Origin of the sequence: Solihabitans fulvus, from assembly GCF_008386585.1 — a bacterium.
GTDB lineage: Bacteria > Actinomycetota > Actinomycetes > Mycobacteriales > Pseudonocardiaceae > Solihabitans > Solihabitans fulvus.
Genome location: NZ_VUOB01000013.1, coordinates 46,288 through 66,999, shown reverse-complemented (window position 1 = coordinate 66,999; position 20,712 = coordinate 46,288). Strand labels below are relative to the sequence as shown.

Below are 20,712 nucleotides of genomic sequence, written 5' to 3'. Positions count from 1 at the left end.
CGCGGCTACGCGACTCCCGAGTCGTGGCTACGCGATGGGTGTGCGCGGCGCCGGGTCTGCCCCAGAAGGTCAACCCTGGAAGGTCAGCTCCGGGTAGCTCGGGGACGGGCCGTCGAGCAGGTGGTTGTCGCAGCCGCGCAGGAAGCGGTCGAAGAACGACGCGAGGTACTCGTGTTGCGCGGCAAGGGAACGGGCCGGATCGACGGTGCCGATGAACACCTCCCGCACCGCCTGCGGGATCAGCGAGCCGAGCTGCGGCAGGACGGCCTGGTTGTCGGTGTAGCTGTGGTGCGCGCCCTGCGTCAGCGTGAAGTCCCGCTTCCAGCCTCGCTGGTTGCCCCAGAAGTCGGCCCAGGACCGGTCCCCGCCGTCGGGCAGGTGGCTGTGCTGCACCTTCTGCCCGGTCGTCGGGTCCGTGTAGGTCGAGCCCATCAGCATGAACGGCCGGTCGAGGCCGTGTTTGGTCACCTCGCCCGGCAGGTACGGGCTGCCGTCCGTGCCGAAGCCGTACGCCATGGAGCCGTCGAGGTTGACGCCTGCGGCGATCCTGCCGTCCTGGTACATGGTCTCGCCGGAGGTGTAACCACCGTAGGAGTGGCCGAACATGCCCACCCTGGACAGGTCCAGCGCGCCGCGCAGGCCCGGTGGCAGCTGCCGGTGTTCCGCGTCGGGGTTCGCGCCGGCGTTGAGGCGGGTCAGCTCGTCGAGCACGAACCGCGCGTCCGCGACCCTGACGTCGATCGCGGTCTTCATCGTCTCCGGCTTGTTGTCGGCCACCAGCGCGGTCTCCACGCGGCCGCCGGGGAACTCGACGCCGCTGGACTCGTAGGTGTGCGACATCGAGACCACCACGTAGCCGCGGCTGGCCAGGTCGTCGGTCAGCAGCGTGTCGAGCTCCCTCGGCACGCCGAATCCCGGCGAGAACAGCACCACGGGCCACGGGCCGTGCCGGCGATCGACCGGGGTGTCCTGGCTCGCCCAACGCTTCGTCGCGGTCCAGTCCACCGCTCCCGAGGGGACGTTCAGCGGGGCGGCTGCGGCGAGGGCCTGGACGACGGAGCCAATCCCCGGGGTCAGCCAGTCGGCGCGCGGGGCGGAGTCCATGTGGCGCGACGGGTAGCTGATGGTGACCATCAGTTCGCGGCGGCGGTCCTGGCGCCAGGGATCGGCGCGGGTCTGGTCGACCAGGTGCAGCGAGCCGGTGCCGACCTGGTGGCCGCCGGTCGGCGCCGGCAGTGCGATCTGGATCGGCTGGGCGGTGGTGCTGGCGGCCGCGGTCGCCGGCACGGCCACGGCGAGCGCGGCAGCGAGAGCCAACCCGGCGCGGAGCAGCACGCGCCGGTTCGAACGGTTGTCCAGTCGCACTGCGCCATCGTGGTGTCGCGCTCGGTGCGGCCACAACGTTCGTCGGTTCGAACTCCGCCGTCTACTTTCGTCGCGCCGCACAGGTTCGGACGGCCGCTTGCGTTTTCTTACGTCTTCTTACGTCGCACCACGCGCAGGGTCGGCCCACTCCGTGCGCAGGGCCGGTCTACTCCGCGCGGACGCCCTTGCCGAGCACCACGACGCCGCCCGCGCTGACGGTGTGCCGCTCGCGGTCCTGTTCGGCGTCGACGCCGATCAGCGCGCCCTCGGCGACGACCACGTTCTTGTCCAGGATCGCCCGCCGCACCACGGCGTTGCGGCCGACCCGCACGCCGGGCAGCAGCACCGAGCCCTGCACGACCGCGCCGGCCTCGACCACCACGTCGGAGCTGACCACCGAGTTGCGCACCGACCCGGTGATGATCGAGCCAGGGCCGACCATCGAGTCCTCCGCGCTGCCACCCGCGACGAACTTGGCAGGCGGCAGCGGGGGCGTCGCGGTGCGGATCGGCCACGCCTGGTTGTAGAGGTTGAAGACGGGGTGCACGGACACGAGGTCCATGTGCGCCTCGTAGTAGGCGTCCAGGGTCCCGACGTCGCGCCAGTAGCCGCGGTCCCGCTCGGTCGCCCCCGGCACCTCGTTGTCGTCGAAGTCGTAGACGTTCGCGCGGTTCTCCTCCACCAGCATCGGAATGATGTCGCCGCCCATGTCGTGCACGGAGTCCGGGTTGGCCGCGTCCGCGCGCAGCGCCTCGAGCAGCGCCTCGGTGGTGAACACGTAGTTGCCCATGGACGCGAAGGTGACCTCGGGGTCGCCGGGCACGTGCGGCGGGTCGGCCGGCTTCTCCAGGAAGCGGGTGATCCTGCCCTGGTCGTCGGAGTCGATGCAGCCGAACGCCTTGGCCTCCGCGCGCGGCACCCGGATGCCGGCCACGGTCACGCCCGCGCCGCTGTCGACGTGCTGGGCGACCATCTGCGCCGGGTCCATCCGGTACACGTGGTCGGCGCCGAACACCGCTATGTGGTCGGGTTTCTCGTCGTGCACCAGGTTCAGCGACTGGAAGATCGCGTCGGCGCTGCCGGTGTACCAGCGCGGGCCGAGCCGCTGCTGCGCCGGCACCGGGGTGATGTACTGCCCGAGCACGCTGGACAGCCGCCAGGTCGTGGAGATGTGCCGGTCCAGCGAGTGGGACTTGTACTGGGTGAGCACGCACAGCCGCGCGAAGCCCGCGTTGACGAGGTTGGACAGCACGAAGTCGACGAGCCGGTAGTTGCCACCGAACGGGACCGCGGGCTTGGCCCGGTCGGCCGTCAGTGGCCACAGCCTCTTGCCTTCACCGCCGGCAAGCACGATCCCGAGGACGTTCGGCTGCCCCTTCACGAGATGTGACCCTATCCGGGCACGTCAGCCTCGGCCACCGACAGGGGCCGGGCGCACCTCCGGTTGGCGGAGCGTTCACCCGAGTGCCGCATGCAGTACGCGATTCGGCGCAGAAGGCCACTAACGTGGCTGCTGTGCGCATCGGGCTGCTGACTCGCGAGTATCCGCCGGAGACCTACGGCGGGGCGGGCGTCCACGTCGGCTTCCTGGTGCCGAGACTGCGGGAGCTGGTCGGGGTGGACGTGCACTGCTTCGGCGGGCCGCGCGTCGACGCGCACTCGCACGCCGTGGCGCAGGGGCTCGAGCACGCGAACGCGGCCCTGCGCACGCTCTCGGTCGACCTGGAGATGGCCGCCGCGGTGGCCGGCGTCGACCTGGTGCACTCGCACACCTGGTACGCGAACATGGCCGGGCACCTGGCGAAGCTGCTGCACGGCGTGCCGCACGTGCTCACCGCGCACTCGCTCGAACCGCGCAGGCCGTGGAAGGCCGAGCAGCTCGGCGGCGGCTACCGGGTGTCCTCGTGGGTGGAGCGCACCGCGTACGAGGCCGCGGACGCGATCATCGCGGTGAGCGAGGGCATGCGGACCGACGTGCTGGACTGCTACCCCGCGCTGGACCCGGCCAGGGTGCACGTGGTCCGCAACGGCATCGACACCGCCGCCTACCACCCGGTGACCGAGACGGACGCGCTGGTGCGGCTCGGCATCGACCCCGACCGGCCGATCGTGGCGTTCGTCGGCCGGATCACCCGGCAGAAGGGCGTCGGCCACCTGATCGCGGCCGCGCACCGGATCGACCCCGACGCCCAGCTCGTGCTGTGCGCTGGCGCGCCGGACACCCCGCAGATCGCCGAGGAGACCAGGACCGCGGTGTCGGCGCTCGCGGCGGCCCGGCCCGGGGTGTTCTGGGTCCAGCGGATGCTCCAGCCTGCCGAGGTGCGCCAGGTGCTCAGCCGCGCGACGGTGTTCGTCTGCCCTTCGGTGTACGAGCCGCTCGGCATCGTGAACCTCGAGGCGATGGCGTGCGGCACGGCCGTGGTCGCCTCCGACGTCGGCGGGATTCCCGAGGTGGTCGAGGACGGCGAGACCGGTCTGCTGGTGCACCTGGACGAGCGGGACCTGCCGGCGTACGAGGCCGGGCTCGCCGACGCGGTGAACGAGCTGCTCGCCGACCCTGCCCGCGCTGAGGCGATGGGCGAGGCCGGCAGGCTGCGCGCCGAGCGGGAGTTCTCCTGGGCCTCGGTCGCCGAGCAGACGGTCGCCGTGTATCGCTCGGTTTGAGCGGTTTTTCCCACTCTACCAGCACTTTTCCGAAACGTGACCCGGGTCACCATCCCGAGCGGGCAACCGGGGACCCTGGTCAACGCCTCTTACAGAGCGGACTGCTTCGTCGCCGACTCCGTGGGGGCCAACCGTGTCACACCGTAGGCCGGTCGCCTTACTGGCCGCGCTCCCGGTGCTCGCGCTGGTCGCGAGCTGCGCCACCCCGCCGGCGCGCAGCGACCCCGCCGTGCCGTTGACCATGTCCGGCAAACAGATCGTCGACCCGCAGGCACTACAGACGCAGGCCGAGCGGGACTTCAGCTACACCCTGAACTACGGGTTCGTGGCGCGCACCGGCGACAACCCGGTGAGCTGCTGGTTCGCCCGCGTCGACGCGGAGTCCGAAGTGGACAGTCGACTGTGGTGCGGCCCGGTCCAGGTGCCGGGCAGCCCGCTCGCGGCGGACTGGGTTCCCGTGCCGCTCAAGCAGATCGGGCAGACCAGCGGCGCGGTGCGCCTGGAGGTGGAGCCCCCTCAGGTGCCGGCCAGCGGCGACTTCAGCACGCCGGTCGGGCCGCTCGTGCGCACCGACGGCCACCTCGACGAGCCGGCCAAGCTGCGCAGCGGCAAGGCCGGACCGGACTTCCTCGCGGTGCTGCCGGACAACGACAAGATCGACCACACCGGCCTGACGGCGACCGACGAACTGCTGCGCGACGACCTGGTGTCCGCGCAGGTCCTCGGCACGGGCAGCCCGGAGTCCTTCCAGACCGGTGACGGCACGCTGCGCCCCGAGAACGGCCTCGCCCTGCGGGTGCTGCGGCTGCACGTCGAGACGCCGGGCCGGGACCAGGGCGCGTTCCAGCAGCCCACCTGGGACGGCTGGGCGCCGCAGCTGTCGGAGCTGTCCCTCGACATCCCAGGCCGACGCCAGCGGCTGCCGGCGGATCGCCTGCCGGCCAACGGAAACATCGTCGTCGTCTACACCGTTCCCATCGGCACCACCGCGGACAGGCTGATGCTCAACACGCTCGGCGTGCAGTCGCTCGAACAGGGCATGCTGCTGGCGACCGGCGTCCACGATCCGGCCCCGCCGTCCGGGCTGCTGCGCAGGGGTTCGACGGCCACCACACCGAAGGCGACCCAGCAGATCACCGCGACCACCGCGGCCGGCGCGACCGAGGGGCAGTTGGGCATCGCCGCGCTCCGGTTCGGCCGGCAGCGACCGGTCCGCTCGCCCAACGGCCACACCATGGCGCTGGCCTCGGCGCCGAACAGGGCGTTGCTGGAGATTCAGCTCAGCGTGCGGGGCAAGGACCTGCCCGTCGCGCCGGGCGCCGAACTGACCAGGAGCCTGATCTCGGTGACGCTGCCGGACGGCACGCAGGCCCCGCAGGTCGGAGTCCGCTACGACGGCGGGACCTTCCCGATCGCGGTGGTCGTTGAGGTGCCGGTGGACGTGCGGTCGGTCAAGCTGGGGCTCACCGCTGGCAAGGTGACGCTGCCGACGATCGGCGACACCACGCTCGCCCCCTCCGGGCAGCCGATCGACGTGCCGCTCGACTTCTGAGCCGTGCGCGCGCCGAGCACCGCGAGGGCCGCGACGGCCAGCCAGCCACCCGACACCGCGACGAGGCCGCCCCAGCCCCAGGCCTCGAACGCGGCGCTGCCGGCCGTGCCGCCCGTGCTGCTGCCCAGGTAGTAGGCGCCGAGGTAGAGCCCGGACGCCTGACCCCGCGCGTGCGCGGGAGCCCGCGCCCCGACCCAGCCGCTGGCCACCGAGTGCGCGGCGAAGAAGCCGCCGGTGAACAGCGCGAAGCCGACCGCGACCGCCGGCACCGCGTCGGGCAGCGTGACGAGCGCGCCTGCCACGGTCACCGCGAGCGCACCAAGCAGCACCGGCACCCGGCCGAGCCGGTCGGCGACGCGACCGGCCAGCGCGGAGCACACCCCGCCGACGGCGTAGGCGAGGAACACCAGCGACGCGACCGAGGGCGACAACGACAGCGGCGGAGCGGCCAGCCGGAAGCCGATCACGTTGTACAGCGCGACGAACGAGCCCATCGCCAGCGCGCCGACCGCGTACTGGGCGAGCAGCACCGGGTCCGAGACGGCGGCGCGCAGCCCGCCGAGCACCGAGGTCGTCCGCCGGGCGGCCCGACGTCCGCTCCGCTGGCGCGGCAGACAGATCACGAGCAGCACGGCACAGGCCGCGCCGAACACGCCGACGGCGGCGACCGCGCCGCGCCAGCCGAGCCACCCGACCGAGAAGCCGGACAGCAGCCGCCCGGACATGCCGCCGACGCTGTTGCCGGCCACCATCGCGCCGATCGCCGCGCCGATCCCGGCGACGCCGACCTCCTCGGCGAGATAGGCCATGGCCACCGCGGGCAGCCCGGCCACCGCGGCGCCCTGCGCCACCCGCAGCGCGATCAGCACCGGATAGGACGGCGCGAACGGCAGCGCCAGCCCGAGGACGGCGGCGACCACCACCGCAGTGATCATCACCGGCCGGCGGCCGACCACCTCGGACAGGGCCGCGATCGGCAGCACCGTGAGCGCCAGCGCGCCGGTGGCCGCGCTGACCGCGAGCGACGCGCCGCCCGGTCGCAGCCCGAACTCGGCGGCCAGCTGCGGAAGCACGGCCTGCGGCGCGTACAGCAACGCGAACGCGGCCAGCCCGGCCGCCGTGACCGCCAACGTGATCCGCCGAAGCCGTGCCCTGTCCGAGTCCACGGACCCGAAGCTAGGGGCGGCCGATCAATACGTCCAATACGGGAAAGTGGCACCATTCATACAATGTTGGATGAAAGGTCGCAGCGCCTGGTCACCGCCGTCGCCCCGAAGCTCGCGATGCTGCGGGCGCTGGCCACCGAGCAGCACGTCACCAGGGTCGCCGAGCTGCTCGGCATGCCGCAGCCGACGGTGAGCCGGTGGCTGGCCGCGCTGGGTGCCGAACTCGGCACGCCGCTGGTCGTCAGGTCCGGCAGGGGCGTGCGGCTGACCAGGGCGGGGCAGCAGCTCGCCGACGCGGCCGCCAGGTCGCTTGGCCCGCTCGAGGCCGGCTGCCGGCGGGCGGTGGAGGAGAGCGACCCGGAGCACGGGCACGTGGTGCTGGGGTTCCTGCACCTGCTCGGCCGGTCGCTGGTGCCGGAGTTGGTGCGGGGATTCCGCGAGCTGCACCCGTCGGTTCGGTTCCGGCTGGTGCAGTCGTCCAACCGGGATGTGTTGGCGCAGCTGGATTCCGGCGGTGTCGACCTGGCGTTGGTCGCGCCACTGCCGGTCGGCGAGCCAGGCCTGCGGCACGTTCCGTTGCGGCAGCAGGAACTGCTGTTGGTCGTGCCGGCGGCGCACCGGCTGGCCGGGCGGCGGCGGGTGCGGATCGCCGAGCTGGCCGAGGAGGAGTTCGTCGGTATCGAACGGGGCTACGGGCTGCGGCAGATCACCGACGAGCTGTGCGCGAAGGCGGGGTTCACGCCGAGGATGACCTTCGAGGGGCAGGAGACGGAGACCGTGCGCGGGCTGGTCGCCGCCGGGCTCGGCGTCGCGATGCTCCCGGCGGCGGAGCCCTCGACACTGCCCGGCGTGGTCGAACTGCCGCTCACCCCAAGAGCCGCCCGCACCATCGGCCTGGTGTGGGCGGCCGGTCACCCGCTGGCTCCGGCCGTGCGCGCGTTCCGCGACTACGCGCGCACGACTCGCACCTAGACCCGGCTCAGCCGCACAAGGCCGCGAACCCAGCCAAACCGCGAAACACCACGCCCCAAGGACATACCCCACCCACCACCGGGGGCCGTGCCCTTGGCCAGTCTATCGGCGATCACCGGCGACGGGGCCGAAGCACGGCGGCGTGTGGACAACCGACCAGGTTGTGGAGAAACCGGGTCGCGGGCGAACCAGGTCGTAGGCGAACCAGGTCGTAGGCGAACCGAGTCGCCGACAAGTGGACGGCTCAGGCGTACGAGGCGACGAGCTCCACCAGAGTCCGCGCCGCGAAACCGGTGGCTCCCGGCACAACCTCGTCGTAGACCTTCTCCGACCGGGCCGGGCCCGCGATGTCCAGGTGCGCCCACGGCAGGTCGCCGGTGAACTCGCGCAGGAACAGCGCGGCCGTGATGCCGCCGGGGCCCGGCGGGCACTGGCGGACATCGGCCAGGTCGCCGCGCACGTCCTCGGCGTGGGCGTCCAGCAGCGGCATCCGCCACCACGCCTCACCGACCCGCGCGCCCGCCGCGGTGATCCGCTCGGCGAGCTCGTCCTCGGTCGCGAACAGGCCGCCGGTGCGCAGCCCGAGGGACACCTTCATCGCGCCGGTCAGCGTCGCGACGTCGACCAGCACGCTCGGCTTGAGCCTGCGCACCGCGTACGCCAGCGCGTCGGCGAGCACCATCCTGCCCTCGGCGTCGGTGTTGGTGACCTCGGTGGTCGTCCCGCCGTAGTGCCGCACCACATCGCCAGGCCGGTAGGCCGTGCCGGACACGTGGTTCTCCGCGCACGGCACCAGCCCGGTCACCCGCACCGGCAGCTTGCGCTCGGCGACGGCCAGCAGCGCGGCGATCACGGCCGCGCCGCCCGACATGTCGGTGCGCATCAGGTGCATGCCGTCGGCGGGCTTGATCGAGATGCCGCCCGTGTCGAAGGTGATGCCCTTGCCGACGAACACCAGGTGCTGGCCGCTCGCGCCGCGCGGCTTCCAGCTCAGTTCGAGGAAGCGCGGGGGACGCACCGAACCGCCGCCGACGGCGAGCACCCCGCCGAAGCCCTGTTCCGCGAGCCAACGCTCGTCCCGCACGGTCGCGGTGAGCCCGGCGAGCCGGTCCGCGAGCCGGGCCGCCGTGCCGGCCAGCCACTCCGGATCCTTCACGTCGGACGGCGTGTTCGCCAGGTCGCGGGACAGCGCGGTGGCCGCGGCCGACGTCAGCGCGAGCTTCGCCGCCTCGGTCAGCGTGGCCAGGTCGGCGCCGGCCGGCGCGACCAGGCGCAGCGTGCCAACCCTCGGCGCGGGCTCCTCGCCGGTCACCTTGAACCGGTAGCCGCCGAGCGCGGCGCCGAGCACCAGCGCACCGACGCGCTCCGCGTCCGCATCGGCGGGCAGCAGCAGCTGGATCGCCTTCGGGACGGTGCGGCCCTCGGCCTGGTCGGCCTTCGCGCGCTGGTCGACCGCTCGCACGAGCGCCGCGCCGCCGGACCGCCAGGCCCGTGGCGCGCCGTCACCGAGGCCGAGCACCCAGTCGGAGGTCCGCCCACCGGGCACCGCGGCGACCTCGCCCGCCTTGCCGGTCACACCGGCGACGGGCAGCCAGTCCTGGGACAGCCGGTCGCCGCCGGGGCCGAACGCGGGCGCTCCGCCGTCATTGGACGGGGTGGCCAACACAACGTTCGGCACGCCACGCCGCGCCGACTCGACCACCTCCACGTCGATGGTCGGGGTGGGTACGGTCGGCACCGGGGTGCGCACTGGACTGGCCTCCTACCGCCACGCGGGCGCTGACGTGATCGCCGCTCGGGGAAAGGGCCGAACGACGAAGTGATGCCCCGGCTTCGCAGGAAACCGGGGCGGGTGGCTCGGGCAGCCCGTGGGGCCGTCCCTCGCCGGGTGTTCCGGGCCTTCGACATGCTGACGGACGTCGACCCGCGCAGCGCAGGCTCAGCCGGCGGCAGCCTTCAGGGCATCGCCCAGGTTGCTGGCCTCCTCCGCCGACATCTCGACGACGAGGCGCCCACCACCCTCGAGCGGGACGCGCATCACAATGCCGCGCCCTTCCTTGGTGACCTCGAGGGGACCGTCGCCGGTCCGGGGCTTCATGGCCGCCATGAGCGTGCTCCCTCCGTCAGAAATCTTCCCCGCCCGGCACGCCCACAGAGCCGCCGGTTCCGACGCCATTCTCCCCCATACAGACTCAGCCGCGAAACCGAACCGATCTTTCGGACGTTCCCGAACCACCATTTGGATCTTGTTCCACCGCTGATCAGAGCCAGGATCACTGCCCGGCAAAGGCTTTCACGACCGCGTCGCACCGTCACCGTGTCGTGACCCGATCACCTGATCCACTCGGACCGGGTCAAGGAGGACCCGCGCGCTGGTCCACTCGGCTCGGTGCTGACAGACTCGACCGTCGTGCGAGCTCGATCGGCGCTGTTCGATGTCTACGGCGGGCACCTCCGTGCGCGAGGTGGGGCCGCGACGATCGCTGCCCTGGTCCGGCTGCTCGAACCACTCGACTTCGCCGCGCCCGCCGTGCGCACCGCGGTGTCCCGCACGGTCCGGCAGGGCTGGCTCCGGCCGGTGCGCCTGCCGGACGGCCCCGGCTACGCGCTGACCCCGCGCGCGGAGCGGCGGCTGGACGAGGCCGCCGCCAGGATCTACCGGACCCGACCGTCCACCTGGGACGGCCGCTGGCACGTCGTGGTGCTCGAGGAGCTGCCCGGCCGCGACTCGCGCGAGCGGCTGGCGTCCTCGCTGCAACTGCTCGGCTACGGCTCGCTCGGCCCGGTGACCTGGGTCGCGCCGAGGCCGTCGCCGGAGCTGGCCGACCTGCTGGCCGCCGAGGAGGTGGCCGCGAGCACGTTCCACGGCGAGCACGACGGCCCGGACACCGCGCTCGCGGCGAAGGCGTGGGACCTGGCGACCCTCGGCGGCGACTACGCGGAGTTCGTGACGAGCTGGGCGCCCGCGGTGTCCGCTGTGGACGGTTCGGCGCCTGCCGAGGCGTTCGGCGCCTCGCAGCGGCTGCTGCACTCGTGGCGGAAGTTCCTGTTCCGCGATCCCGGCCTGCCGCGCCAACTGCTGCCTGAGGACTGGCCGGGACGCGCGGCCGCGGCCTTCTTCGACGAGCACACGGCGCGCCTCGCGCCGGCCGTCGACGAGTATGTGGACGCCTGCCTCACCGGGGGCGGACGCGCCGAGTCGACCGCGTGAGCGGCATCTCATGCGCCGCATCGGGCGGTCGACATCGGGTAGGCAGCAGTGAGTGAGCAGCACCGACGAACCGGAGGGAATCCCTTGTCCGCCGAGAACGAGTCCGAAGCCGTGTTGCTGATCGATGACGTCGACGGCGTCCGCACGCTGACGCTGAACCGTCCCGACGCGTACAACTCGCTGACCGTCGCGCTCAAGGAGGACCTGCTCGCAGCGCTGCGGGACGCGGCCGAGGACAGCTCGGTGCGGGCCGTCGTGCTGACCGGGACCGGCAAGGCGTTCTGCGCCGGGCAGGACCTGCGCGAGCACGTGGCGCTGTTGCAGGCAGGCGACCCCGCGCCGCTGAGGACGGTCGACGAGCACTACAACCCGACGGTGCGGGCGATCACCACGATGCCCAAGCCGGTGATCGCCGCGGTCAACGGCACGGCGGCGGGGGCGGGCGCGTCGCTCGCGTACGCCAGCGACATCCGGATCGCCGCCCAGTCGGCCAAGTTCCTGATGGCGTTCGCGAACGTCGGGCTGACGGCCGACTCGGGCGCGTCCTGGACGCTGCCGAGGTTGATCGGGTACGGGCGGGCGATGGAGATGATGCTGCTCGCCCAGCCGGTCGGGGCCGAGGAGGCGCTGCGGATCGGCATGGTGAACGTGGTGGTGCCCGACGAGCAGGTGCTGGCCACCGCGCAGGAGTTGGCCGGCCGGATGGCCGCAGGCCCGACCACGGCCTACGCCAAGATCAAGGAGGCGATGCTGGCCGCTGCCGGCGAGCCGCTGGACGGCGCGCTGGACGTGGAGGCCCGCACGCAGGCCGAGGCGGGCGTGACCGCGGATCACCGCGAGGCCGTCGAGGCGTTCGTCGCCAAGCGCAAGCCGGAGTTCACCGGACGCTGAGGCGGTTCGGCGGTGGGCGTGTCGAGCGCTCGCCCACTGCCGACCGGTCAGCCTTAGAGCTCCTAACACAATGACTGTCCGACGGAGTGACTCCCAGTCGAACGCCATCGTGTTAGGAGCTCTTAGGCCGTGGCGCGCCAGCAGGACGCGATGTGGTCGTCGACCATCCCGGTGGCCTGCATGAGCGCGTAGCACGTGGTCGGCCCGACGAAGGCGAATCCGCGTTTCTTCAAGGCCTTGGCCATCGCGGTGGACTCCGGGGTCACCGCGGGCACGTCCGCCATGGTGGCCGGGCGGACCCTGCCGGAGTTGTCCGGCGCGAAGGACCACAGGAACTCGTCGAGCGGCTCGTCCAGCTCGACGACCACCTTGGCGTTGCGCAGCACCGCGTCGATCTTGGCCCGGTTGCGGACGATCTCGACGTCGGCCATCAGCCGATCGAAGTCCGCCTGCCCGAACTCCGCGACCCTGGCCGGCTCGAACCCCGCGAACGCGCGGCGGAACCCCTCCCGCTTGCGCAGGATCGTCAGCCAGGACAGCCCCGACTGGAACGCCTCAAGCGACAGCCGCTCGAACAACTCCACCTCGCCGCGCAGCGGAACGCCCCACTCCTCGTCGTGGTAGGCCCAGTAGATCTCCGCCGTGTTGCCCCACGCGCAGCGGGGCCGGCCGTCCGCACCGACCAGCTCGCCGTCAGCCACCTGCGTATCCCTTCGCGTTTCTCGTGAACGTGCACCGGCGCGGCGATCGACACCACGCTGCTCTGTCTGGAACACCTCGACGCGGCAAACGGAGGCACTTGTGTGGCGCACCTCACATCGAAGGTCGGTCGGGTCAGGCCGGACCGCCCCGATCGGGCTCCGGCGCGACCGGCACCTCCTGGGCGCCGTTCGGCGAGGTCACCACGCCGTCGGACCCGCCTTCGACCGGGTCATCGAGCCTGTCCTCCAGCTCGGCCACCCTCGCCCGCAGCTCGTCCAGTTCGCCGCCGAGCCGCTCGAGCACCCAGTCGACCTCGGTCATCTTGTAGCCCCTGAGCACCTGCTGGAACCGGAGGCCGCGCACGTCGTCCGAGGTCACCCCGGACGAGGGCAGCCTGGTCGGCGAGGCGCCCGGCGGCAGCGGGGCCAGCTCCTCGCCCCGCCCGAAGACGACCGAGGCCAACAGGAACACCACAGCCGCCACGAGGATCATGACGACGAGGTAGATCAGCGCGGTGGTCACGGGAACGATCGTGGCAGAAGTCGCCCGTGCCTCGCAGGCCGCCGTCGCTTCGCGATGACCGTCACGACGCGCTCGGGTGCAGCACGCCCTCGATGGCCGAGGTGAACTCGCGCCACGCGACCCGTTCCTGCGCGAGCACCCGCTGGCCGACGCCGGTCAGCCGGTAGGTGCGCCGCTCCCGGCCGGACACGGTGCTCCACTCGCTGCACACGCACCCGGCCCGTTCCAGCCGGCGCAGTGCCGGGTAGACGGTGCCCGTCGGCAGGTCGAGGACGCCGCCGCTGTGTGCCTGGAGCGCGTCGATGATCGCGTAGCCGTGCAGCTGCCCGCCCTCCAGCGTGGCCAGCAGCAGCGCGTCCAGATGTCCGCGCAACGCATCCGACTTCATGCGTCGCAAGTGTATGGATGCTGGCAACAGCGGGCGGGCCAGAACGGCAGGCGACTAGGGCAGGGCGCGGCTAGGGCAACGCGCGGCCGAGGACCTCGCGCATCGGCGGGCGGTCGGCCACCGCGACCTCGACGGTGTCCGGCAGCCATTCGCCGGCCACCTGGCTGAACTGGGTCAGGCTGTCCGACTGTCTCGGCACGCCGCAGCGCGCCAGCGCGGCGCCCAGGATCTGGCTGGCCATCACGCCGAGTTGCAGCAGCGAGCGGTTGCGGTGCTTGCGCACGCCGAGGTTCACCTGCGCGAGGCCGGCGAGGCCGTGCCGGCTGTGCGCGTCGAGCAGCAGGCCGATCTCCACGCCGTAGCCCGCCGCGAACGGCACCGACTCGAGGAACTCCCTGGTGCCGGCGTACTCGCCGCCGAGCGGCTGCACGATGCCGGCGAGTTCGGGCCGCAGCGCGGCGAGCAGCGGCCTGGCGACCAGCTCGGTGACCCGACCGCCGCCCGTGCCGACCTCGGCGCTCTCCAGCCGCAACGGCCTGCGGTAGAAGCCCTTCACCAGGTGGGTGCCCCGCCCGCACAGCAGCGGCCCGAGCAGCGCCGGCACGAACCCGGGATCGGGGTCGACCAGGTCGGAGTCGAGGAACACCAGCAGGTCCCCGGTGGTCGCGGCGAGCGAGCGCCAGAGCACCTCTCCCTTACCCGGCACGGGTTCCAGGTCGGTGAGCACGTCGGTCCTGCGCACCACCCGCGCGCCGGCACCGGCCGCCTCGGCGGCGGTCCGGTCGGTCGAGCCGGAGTCGACGACGACGAGCTCGTCGACGAGCGTGCCGAGCAGCGGGCGCACCACGGCGACCACGGCGGCCACCGTCCGCTCCTCGTTCAGCGCGGGCAGCACGACGCTGACCGTGCGGGAGCCCTTGGCACGCACCAGTTCCTCGACAGTCCACTGTGGACCGTGCCAGGTGTGGTCGGCGAACCAACGTTCGGTCTCGGGGAGCACGGTCAGGCCAGCGCTCGCAGCACGCGGGCCGGCGGCCGGGCGCCCGCGATGCTGGCGACCATCTCCAGCACCTTCCTGGTCTGCCGCACCTCGTGCGCGCGGAACACCCGCGCGCCGGTCCAGGCGGCGACCGAGGTCGCGGCGAGCGTGCCGTCGACCCGGTCGTGCAGCTCGACGCCGAGCGTCTCGCCGACGAAGTCCTTGTTGGACAGCGCCATCAGCACGGGCCAGCCGGTGCCGACGAGTTCGTCCAGCCTGCGCAACAGTTCGAGCCCGTGCCAGGTGTTCTTGCCGAAGTCGTGGGTCGGGTCGATCAGCACGCCCTCGGCCGGCACGCCGAGCGCGACCATCCGCTCGGCGCGCGTGACCAGTTCCTCGACGACCTCGGCGACGACGTCCGAGTAGCGCACGCGGTGCGGGTCGGTCCTCGGCGGCAGGCCCCCGGTGTGCGAGCAGACGATCCCGACGCCGAACTCGGCGGCCACCTCGGCGAGCCGGGGGTCCGCGCCGGCCCAGGTGTCGTTGAGCAGGTCGGCGCCGGCCGCACAGACCTGCCTGCCGACCTCGTGCCGCCAGGTGTCCACGCTGATCACGAGGTCGGGGTGGCGTTCGCGGACGGCGGCCACGAACGGCACGACCCGGCGCGCCTCCTCCTCGGCGTCCACGACCTCGCCGTGCGAGCCCGCCCGCACGCCGCCGATGTCGACGATGTCGGCGCCGCCCGCGACCGCGCGGTCCACCGCGGCCATGGCCGCGTCGTCGGCGAAGGTCGCGCCGCGGTCGTAGAAGGAGTCCCTGGTGCGGTTGACGATCGCCATCACCAGGGCGCGGTCCTGCGGCACGTCGCGCTTGCCGAACCGGAGCGGGGTCACAACATCCGATCGTGCCACGCCGGCCGGCCGCTCACCCCGAGTGGTGAAACTCGCGTCACCATCGTGTGAACTGCGTCACAGCGCGTTGCTACTTCCGAGTAGCACTCGTTTACTCACCGGTAACCCCTGTGACCCACGTCATGTTTCGGAGGCACCTCCGTGCGCAGCTGGATGACCCTGCTCGGCACCGCGCTCGCGGCGATACTCGGACTGACCCTGGTCAGCCCGACCGCCGCCACGGCCGCGACACCCGGCTTCACCGTCAGCTACCAGACCATCCTCGGCGACGGCGGCACGCCGATCCGGGCGTTCGTCGTCCAGCCGACCGGCCGGGGCGACGGCCCGTTCCCCGTGCTGGTCATGCCGTCGAGCTGGGGCGTCCTGGACATCGAGTACGTCGGGGCCGCCGCCAAGCTCGCCTACGAGTCCGGCTACGTCGTGGTCAGCTACACCAGCCGGGGGTTCTGGGACTCCGGCGGCCAGATCGAGGTGGCTGGCGCGCCCGACATCGCCGACGCCAGCAAGGTCATCGACTGGGCGCTGGCCAACACCAAGGCCGACCCGGCCAAGATCGGCATGGGCGGCATCTCCTACGGCGCCGGCATCAGCCTGCTCACCTCGGCGGCCGACCGGCGGGTCAAGGCCGTCGCCGCGCTCAGCGGCTGGACCGACCTCATCGCCTCGATGTACCCGAACACGACCGTCAACGAGCAGGGCGCCGCGCTGCTGCTCGCGCTCGGCAACCTGACCGGCAGGCCCGGCGCCGACCTGAAGTCCATCCAGAACGACTACCTGGCCAACGACTTCGCGCACGCGCTGCCGCTGGCCGCCACCCGCTCCGCGGCCAACCGGATCGACGCGATCAACGCGAACCACCCGGCGATCATGCTCGGCAACGCCTGGGAGGACTCGTTCTTCCCGCCGAGCCAGCTCACCGACTTCTACCAGAAGCTGACCGGCCCGAAGCGCCTGATGCTCTCGCCAGGCGACCACGCGACCCCCGAGCTGTTCGGCGCGGCCGGCCTGCCCAACGACATCTGGGCGTCGGCCGGCCGGTGGTTCGACCACTACCTGCGCGGCGTCGACAACGGCATCGACCGGGAGAGCCCGGTCAGCCTCAAGCCCGCCAACGGCGGCGACTGGCGCGGCTTCCCGGACTGGCCGTCGGTGTCCGCGCAGCAGAGCACGCGGTACCTGGGCAAGCCGGTGTCGCAGTTCTTCGTCGACCCGCCGACCGGCGCGCTCGGCGCGGCCCCGGCCGGCAACTGGAACTACCGGATCAACGCGGGCTGGCCGACCATCGCCGAGAGCGGCACCGCGTTCGTCGCCGGCACGCTCCAGGGTTTCCTGAACGTCCCGACCGGCGTGTCGGTGCCGTTCATCGACCGGGGCGCGGCCGGCGTCTGGTCGAGCCCCGACTACCCGACCGCGACCACCGTCAGCGGCGCGCCCCGGCTGCACGTCACGGTCACCCCGAGCGCGGCGAACACCTCGCTGTTCGGCTACCTCTACGACGTGGACGCGATCGGCCTCGGCTCGCTGATCACGCACAAGCCGATCAGCCTCCGCGACGCGAAACCCGGTGTCGCACAGGCGGTCGACCTCGCGTTGGAGCCGATCTACTGGAACGTGCCGGCCGGCCACCACCTCGTCCTCGCGGTGGACACCATGGACGCCCGGTACCGCAGCACCAGCACCATCGGCTCGACCGTGTCGTTCAGCTCGCCGGCAGCCGACCCGTCCTGGCTGCGCTTCTAGAGCGGTGACCTGAAGGGCCTCTGCAAGACACTGGATGTCTTGCAGAGGCCCTTCATCACGTCAGTGGCGGAGGGTGTCGACGAGGGCGGGCACGAAGCGCGCCGCGTCGATGGTGCCCCAGCCGCTGACCACGTCGAAGCCCTTGCTGGCGGTGTAGCCGGTGACCCCGCCGTAGGAGTTGTCGCCGGTGGTCACGTCCACGATGCCGGCCTCGGTGCCGCGCGGGCCCATCCGGTAGAGCGCGGGGTTGATCTGGCCGAGCGGCCCGTGGTGCAGCTGCACGGCGAGGGCGAGCACGCCGGCGAACAGCGGAGCCGACTCGGAGGTGCCGCTGATGCCCTCCATGGTGAGGTCGGGCAGGGAGCGCATCGAGCTGCCGGTGATCTTCGCGACGCCGTTCTGCCAGCTGGGCCGCGCGTACGCCTTGGAGAGCCCGCCGCCGGAGTCGGGCCACAGGGTGTCGGGCGAGGTCCGGTGGTAGTTCGCGTCAAGGTGCAGCACGGTGCCGCCGACCGCGGTGACCCTCGGGTCGGAGGCGGGCCACTGGACCACCCGGTAGGGGTAGAGGCCGTCGCCGGTCAGCACCGGGCTGGTGGCGCCCTGGTCGCCGGTGGACGTCACGATGGTGATGCCCGCGTTGTTGGCCCTGGTCAGCGCGGGGTCGAGGACCTTGATCGAGCCGAACGACGGGAACGTCTCCTCGGTCGCGCCGAGGCTCATCGAGATGACGTCGGCGAGTTTGTGCTCGCGCAGGTAGTCGATCGCGTACATCATCTCGGGCAGGCCGGTGAAGCCCTCGGTCTCCGCGACCGGGGTCGCCGCGATGATGATGTGCGCGGCCGGGGCCATGATGTGGATCATCAGCACGTCGAGGTCGGTCTCGCCGCGCCAGCTCTCGCAGGTCGCCGTGTCGACGCCCTGGTCGGTGCAGCCCGGCACCGCGCCAGCGGGCGCGAGGATGGAGATGTCGGCCGGCGGCAGGTTGTGCGCCTGGTCGTAGGTGTCGATGACCTTCTTGATGTCCGGGTCGCCGTAGGAGTCGATGGCGGCCACCGTACTGCCGGCGCCGGTGATGCCGTTGTTCCACAGCGCGGGGACGTTGTACACCTGGGTCAACCGGGGTAGGCCGGCCGCGGCGGCCTCGAGGCGGGTGGCCCGTTGCTCCGGGGTCACCGCGCCCCGGAACGAGGCCGCGGCCGTGCTGAACACGTGCCTGGCTGGTCGCTGGGCGGCCTGCGGCGCCGGAGCGGCGCCGGCCTGCGCCACCGCGACCAGCTGGCACGTGCCTAACGCGAGGACCGCGGCCAACAGCACGTGGCCGCGTCTACGTGACGTCATGTCGTCTCCTTCGGGACACACCGGACGAACCGATCGCGGGGCGTGTGTGATCGGCTACCGATTGAACTGTCTCGACGAAGTCCCTCGACAGGGTCGAACGGCTGTTCTTGGCTGCGTTATCCAGCGCAGGCGGCCAGGGCGGCGTCGACGTCGGCGGCCACGGTCAGCGCGCCGAGCGCGACATCGGAGACGAAACCGCGCGACCGCAGTTCGTCGATCCAGGCCAGTATCCCCTTGTAGTGGTCGTCGACGTCGAGCAGCACGACCGGGCGCCGGTGCATGTCGAGGTAGCGCGAGGTCCACATCTCGAACAGCTCCTCGCACGTGCCGAGGCCGCCGGGCAGCGTGAGGAAGGCGTCGGCGCGCTCGTCCATCCGCGCCTTGCGGTCCCGCATGCCGCTGACCACGATCAGCTCGTCGGCGTCCCGGTCGGCGATCTCGCGGTCGACCAGGGCCTGCGGAATCACCCCGATCGTGCGCGCGCCGCCAGCGCGGGCGGCCCTGGCGACCGCCCCCATCATCGACGCGGTCGCACCGCCCCAGACCAGCGACCATCCGCGCGCGGCGATGCCCTCGCCGACCGCCGTGGCGAGGTCGAGGTAACTCTGCGGAACCGTGTCGAGGGACCCGCAGTAGACACAAACGGTGAACTCTCTGTTGACCATGGCCAGCACCCCCGGATCCGTCGCGGCGCCCCAGCGTACGAATCGGCGGGTGGTCGTCTGCGTGTGGGTCGGCGACACGGGCGCGTGAGGCCGCTACGGCACCCGGGGCACCCACCCTCGCCACCGGTCACGCTACGCGATGTGATCATTACGGTGCGATTTCGTCGCCGACACAACTACCCGACCCACGACCAGGTGTCCGATCAGCGCTTTTGCGGAAATCCAAATACGGAAAGCCACCTGTGAGTTACGCGTCAAGCACGAAGGAGTGACCACCCGATCGCGTTAGTAATTTACCTTAACCACGATTTCGTTGGTACCTTGCGATTGTCCGGAGCAGACAGCGGAGAAACACCAATTCACCGCAGGCGATGTCCCGCCGAGGGCGAGCTCGATTGACCATCGACGAGGAGAACAACTGATGCTGAAGAAGGCATTCACCGTCGCCGCCGCAGTCGCAGGTCTCACCCTGATCGGTGCGCCCGCATTCGCCACCACCGCCCAGAGCGCGCCCAGCCGCGACGTGCTCGACACCCATCTCGTGTCCGTCGACGTGTTGAGCCACAACCAGCGCCAGGACGGAAACGGCAACATCAACGGTTCCGGCAATACGGGCGGAAACGGCAACAACGTCGGTAACAACAACAACGGTGGAAACGCCAACAGCAACGGCGGTAACGGGAACAACGTCGGCGCCGGTAACGGTGGCGGCGGCAACGGAAACGTGCACTGGCCCTTTCGCGCCCTGCTAGGCTGACCATTGTCCGTGCCGACCGAAGGGCACCTCCACTCGGCCGGAACGAACGCAATGAGGCGCCGGGAGCACAACTCCCGGCGCCTCATTTCAGTGCGTGTCGCCCCAGGCCCGGTGGGCGTCCTGGACGACCCGCACCGCGTCGTCGATGTCGTCGGTGAGGTGCAGCAGCTCCATGTCCTTCTCGTTGAGCTTGCCGCCGCCGAACACCGACGCCCGCAGCCACTCGTAGAGGCCGCCCCAGTACTCCGTGCCGAACAGCACCACCGGGAACTTGGTGACCTTCTTCGTCTGCACCAAGGTCAGCGCCTCGAACAGCTCGTCGAGCGTGCCGAAGCCGCCAGGCAGGCAGATGAACGCCTGCGCGTACTTGATGAACATCGTCTTGCGGGCGAAGAAGTAGCGGAAGTTCACCCCGAGGTCGACCCACGGGTTCAGGCCCTGCTCGAACGGCAGCTCGATGCCGAGGCCGATGGACAGCCCGCCGGCCTCCGAGCAGCCCCGGTTCACCGCCTCCATCGCGCCGGGCCCGCCGCCGGTGATCACCGCGAAGCCCGCCCTGGCCAGCGCGGCCCCCAGCTCGCGGCCCGTCTCGTACTCGGGATGGTCGCGCTGGGTGCGGGCCGAGCCGAACACCGTCACAGCACTGGGCACCTCCGCCAGCGCGCCGAAGCCCTCCACGAACTCGGCCTGGATCCGCAGCACCCGCCACGGGTCGGTGTGCACCCAGTCGGACGGCCCGCGCGAGTCGAGCAGCCGCTGGTCGGTCGTCGTGGTCTCGTCGGCCCGAGGGGACCGGCGCAGGACCACGGGTCCGCGCTGCTTCTCCTTGGGGTGCTCGTCGATGTGGTTGCTCGCCGACTGATCGTTCTCGGGGCTCACCCCGGGGAGT

The 20,712-nt window shown here is 71.8% G+C and carries 19 protein-coding genes; 6 read left to right on the top strand and 13 right to left on the bottom strand.

Going from position 1 to position 20,712, the window contains the following annotated elements:
- Window positions 1-69: 69 nt before the first annotated feature.
- Window positions 70-1,365, bottom strand: a complete 1,296-nt coding sequence (locus tag F0L68_RS08660) for an alpha/beta hydrolase family protein (protein ID WP_223198609.1) — start codon at window positions 1,363-1,365, stop codon at window positions 70-72.
- Window positions 1,366-1,531: 166 nt separating this feature from the next.
- The gene (gene glgC, locus F0L68_RS08655) at window positions 1,532-2,746 is read right to left on the bottom strand and encodes a glucose-1-phosphate adenylyltransferase (protein WP_149848956.1); all 1,215 of its coding nucleotides are present in this window, start codon (window positions 2,744-2,746) and stop codon (window positions 1,532-1,534) included.
- A gap of 134 nt (window positions 2,747-2,880) precedes the next feature.
- Between glgC and glgA the strand changes: the two genes are divergently transcribed.
- Window positions 2,881-4,029, top strand: coding sequence for a glycogen synthase (gene glgA, locus F0L68_RS08650; protein ID WP_149849013.1), 1,149 nt, complete (start codon window positions 2,881-2,883; stop codon window positions 4,027-4,029).
- Window positions 4,030-5,418: 1,389 nt separating this feature from the next.
- Here glgA and F0L68_RS08645 read toward each other — a convergent pair.
- Window positions 5,419-6,747, bottom strand: a complete 1,329-nt coding sequence (locus tag F0L68_RS08645; RefSeq protein ID WP_223198608.1) for an MFS transporter — start codon at window positions 6,745-6,747, stop codon at window positions 5,419-5,421.
- A gap of 63 nt (window positions 6,748-6,810) precedes the next feature.
- On the opposite strand from F0L68_RS08645, the gene F0L68_RS08640 reads away from it, so the two are divergent.
- On the top strand, window positions 6,811-7,719 hold the full coding sequence (locus F0L68_RS08640) for a LysR family transcriptional regulator (protein WP_149848955.1): 909 nt from the start codon (window positions 6,811-6,813) through the stop codon (window positions 7,717-7,719).
- Window positions 7,720-7,963: 244 nt separating this feature from the next.
- On the opposite strand, the gene F0L68_RS08635 is transcribed toward F0L68_RS08640, so the two are convergent.
- Both F0L68_RS08635 and F0L68_RS08630 read right to left on the bottom strand, forming a co-directional pair.
- The gene (locus tag F0L68_RS08635) at window positions 7,964-9,469 is read right to left on the bottom strand and encodes a leucyl aminopeptidase family protein (RefSeq protein ID WP_149848954.1); all 1,506 of its coding nucleotides are present in this window, start codon (window positions 9,467-9,469) and stop codon (window positions 7,964-7,966) included.
- Between the two features lie 189 nt (window positions 9,470-9,658).
- The gene (locus F0L68_RS08630) at window positions 9,659-9,826 is read right to left on the bottom strand and encodes a DUF3117 domain-containing protein (protein WP_149848953.1); all 168 of its coding nucleotides are present in this window, start codon (window positions 9,824-9,826) and stop codon (window positions 9,659-9,661) included.
- A 303-nt stretch (window positions 9,827-10,129) separates the two neighbouring features.
- On the opposite strand from F0L68_RS08630, the gene F0L68_RS08625 reads away from it, so the two are divergent.
- Entirely contained in the window at window positions 10,130-10,930 is an 801-nt protein-coding gene (locus F0L68_RS08625; RefSeq protein WP_149848952.1) for a PaaX family transcriptional regulator, read from the top strand.
- 84 nt (window positions 10,931-11,014) lie between these two features.
- Entirely contained in the window at window positions 11,015-11,821 is an 807-nt protein-coding gene (locus F0L68_RS08620; RefSeq protein ID WP_149848951.1) for an enoyl-CoA hydratase-related protein, read from the top strand.
- Between the two features lie 122 nt (window positions 11,822-11,943).
- On the opposite strand, the gene F0L68_RS08615 is transcribed toward F0L68_RS08620, so the two are convergent.
- The 5 genes from F0L68_RS08615 to folP form a co-directional block, all read right to left on the bottom strand.
- Window positions 11,944-12,522, bottom strand: coding sequence for a DNA-3-methyladenine glycosylase I (locus tag F0L68_RS08615; protein WP_149848950.1), 579 nt, complete (start codon window positions 12,520-12,522; stop codon window positions 11,944-11,946).
- A gap of 133 nt (window positions 12,523-12,655) precedes the next feature.
- Entirely contained in the window at window positions 12,656-13,045 is a 390-nt protein-coding gene (locus F0L68_RS08610; protein WP_149848949.1) for a DivIVA domain-containing protein, read from the bottom strand.
- 61 nt (window positions 13,046-13,106) lie between these two features.
- On the bottom strand, window positions 13,107-13,433 hold the full coding sequence (locus F0L68_RS08605; RefSeq protein WP_149848948.1) for a PadR family transcriptional regulator: 327 nt from the start codon (window positions 13,431-13,433) through the stop codon (window positions 13,107-13,109).
- A gap of 70 nt (window positions 13,434-13,503) precedes the next feature.
- The gene (locus F0L68_RS08600) at window positions 13,504-14,433 is read right to left on the bottom strand and encodes a glucosyl-3-phosphoglycerate synthase (RefSeq protein WP_149848947.1); all 930 of its coding nucleotides are present in this window, start codon (window positions 14,431-14,433) and stop codon (window positions 13,504-13,506) included.
- Between the two features lie 2 nt (window positions 14,434-14,435).
- A complete protein-coding gene (gene folP, locus F0L68_RS08595) occupies window positions 14,436-15,305 on the bottom strand; it encodes a dihydropteroate synthase (RefSeq protein WP_149848946.1) in 870 nt (289 codons plus the stop codon).
- 159 nt (window positions 15,306-15,464) lie between these two features.
- Between folP and F0L68_RS08590 the strand changes: the two genes are divergently transcribed.
- Entirely contained in the window at window positions 15,465-17,063 is a 1,599-nt protein-coding gene (locus tag F0L68_RS08590) for a CocE/NonD family hydrolase (RefSeq protein ID WP_149848945.1), read from the top strand.
- Window positions 17,064-17,123: 60 nt separating this feature from the next.
- On the opposite strand, the gene F0L68_RS08585 is transcribed toward F0L68_RS08590, so the two are convergent.
- Window positions 17,124-18,401, bottom strand: a complete 1,278-nt coding sequence (locus F0L68_RS08585) for a S53 family peptidase (protein ID WP_149848944.1) — start codon at window positions 18,399-18,401, stop codon at window positions 17,124-17,126.
- A 116-nt stretch (window positions 18,402-18,517) separates the two neighbouring features.
- Complete coding sequence (locus F0L68_RS08580) at window positions 18,518-19,066, bottom strand: LOG family protein (protein WP_149848943.1); 549 nt, start codon at window positions 19,064-19,066, stop codon at window positions 18,518-18,520.
- Between the two features lie 421 nt (window positions 19,067-19,487).
- Between F0L68_RS08580 and F0L68_RS08575 the strand changes: the two genes are divergently transcribed.
- The gene (locus tag F0L68_RS08575; protein ID WP_149848942.1) at window positions 19,488-19,823 is read left to right on the top strand and encodes a hypothetical protein; all 336 of its coding nucleotides are present in this window, start codon (window positions 19,488-19,490) and stop codon (window positions 19,821-19,823) included.
- A gap of 87 nt (window positions 19,824-19,910) precedes the next feature.
- Here F0L68_RS08575 and F0L68_RS08570 read toward each other — a convergent pair whose 3' ends face one another.
- Entirely contained in the window at window positions 19,911-20,702 is a 792-nt protein-coding gene (locus F0L68_RS08570; protein ID WP_223198607.1) for an LOG family protein, read from the bottom strand.
- Window positions 20,703-20,712: the final 10 nt, after the last annotated feature.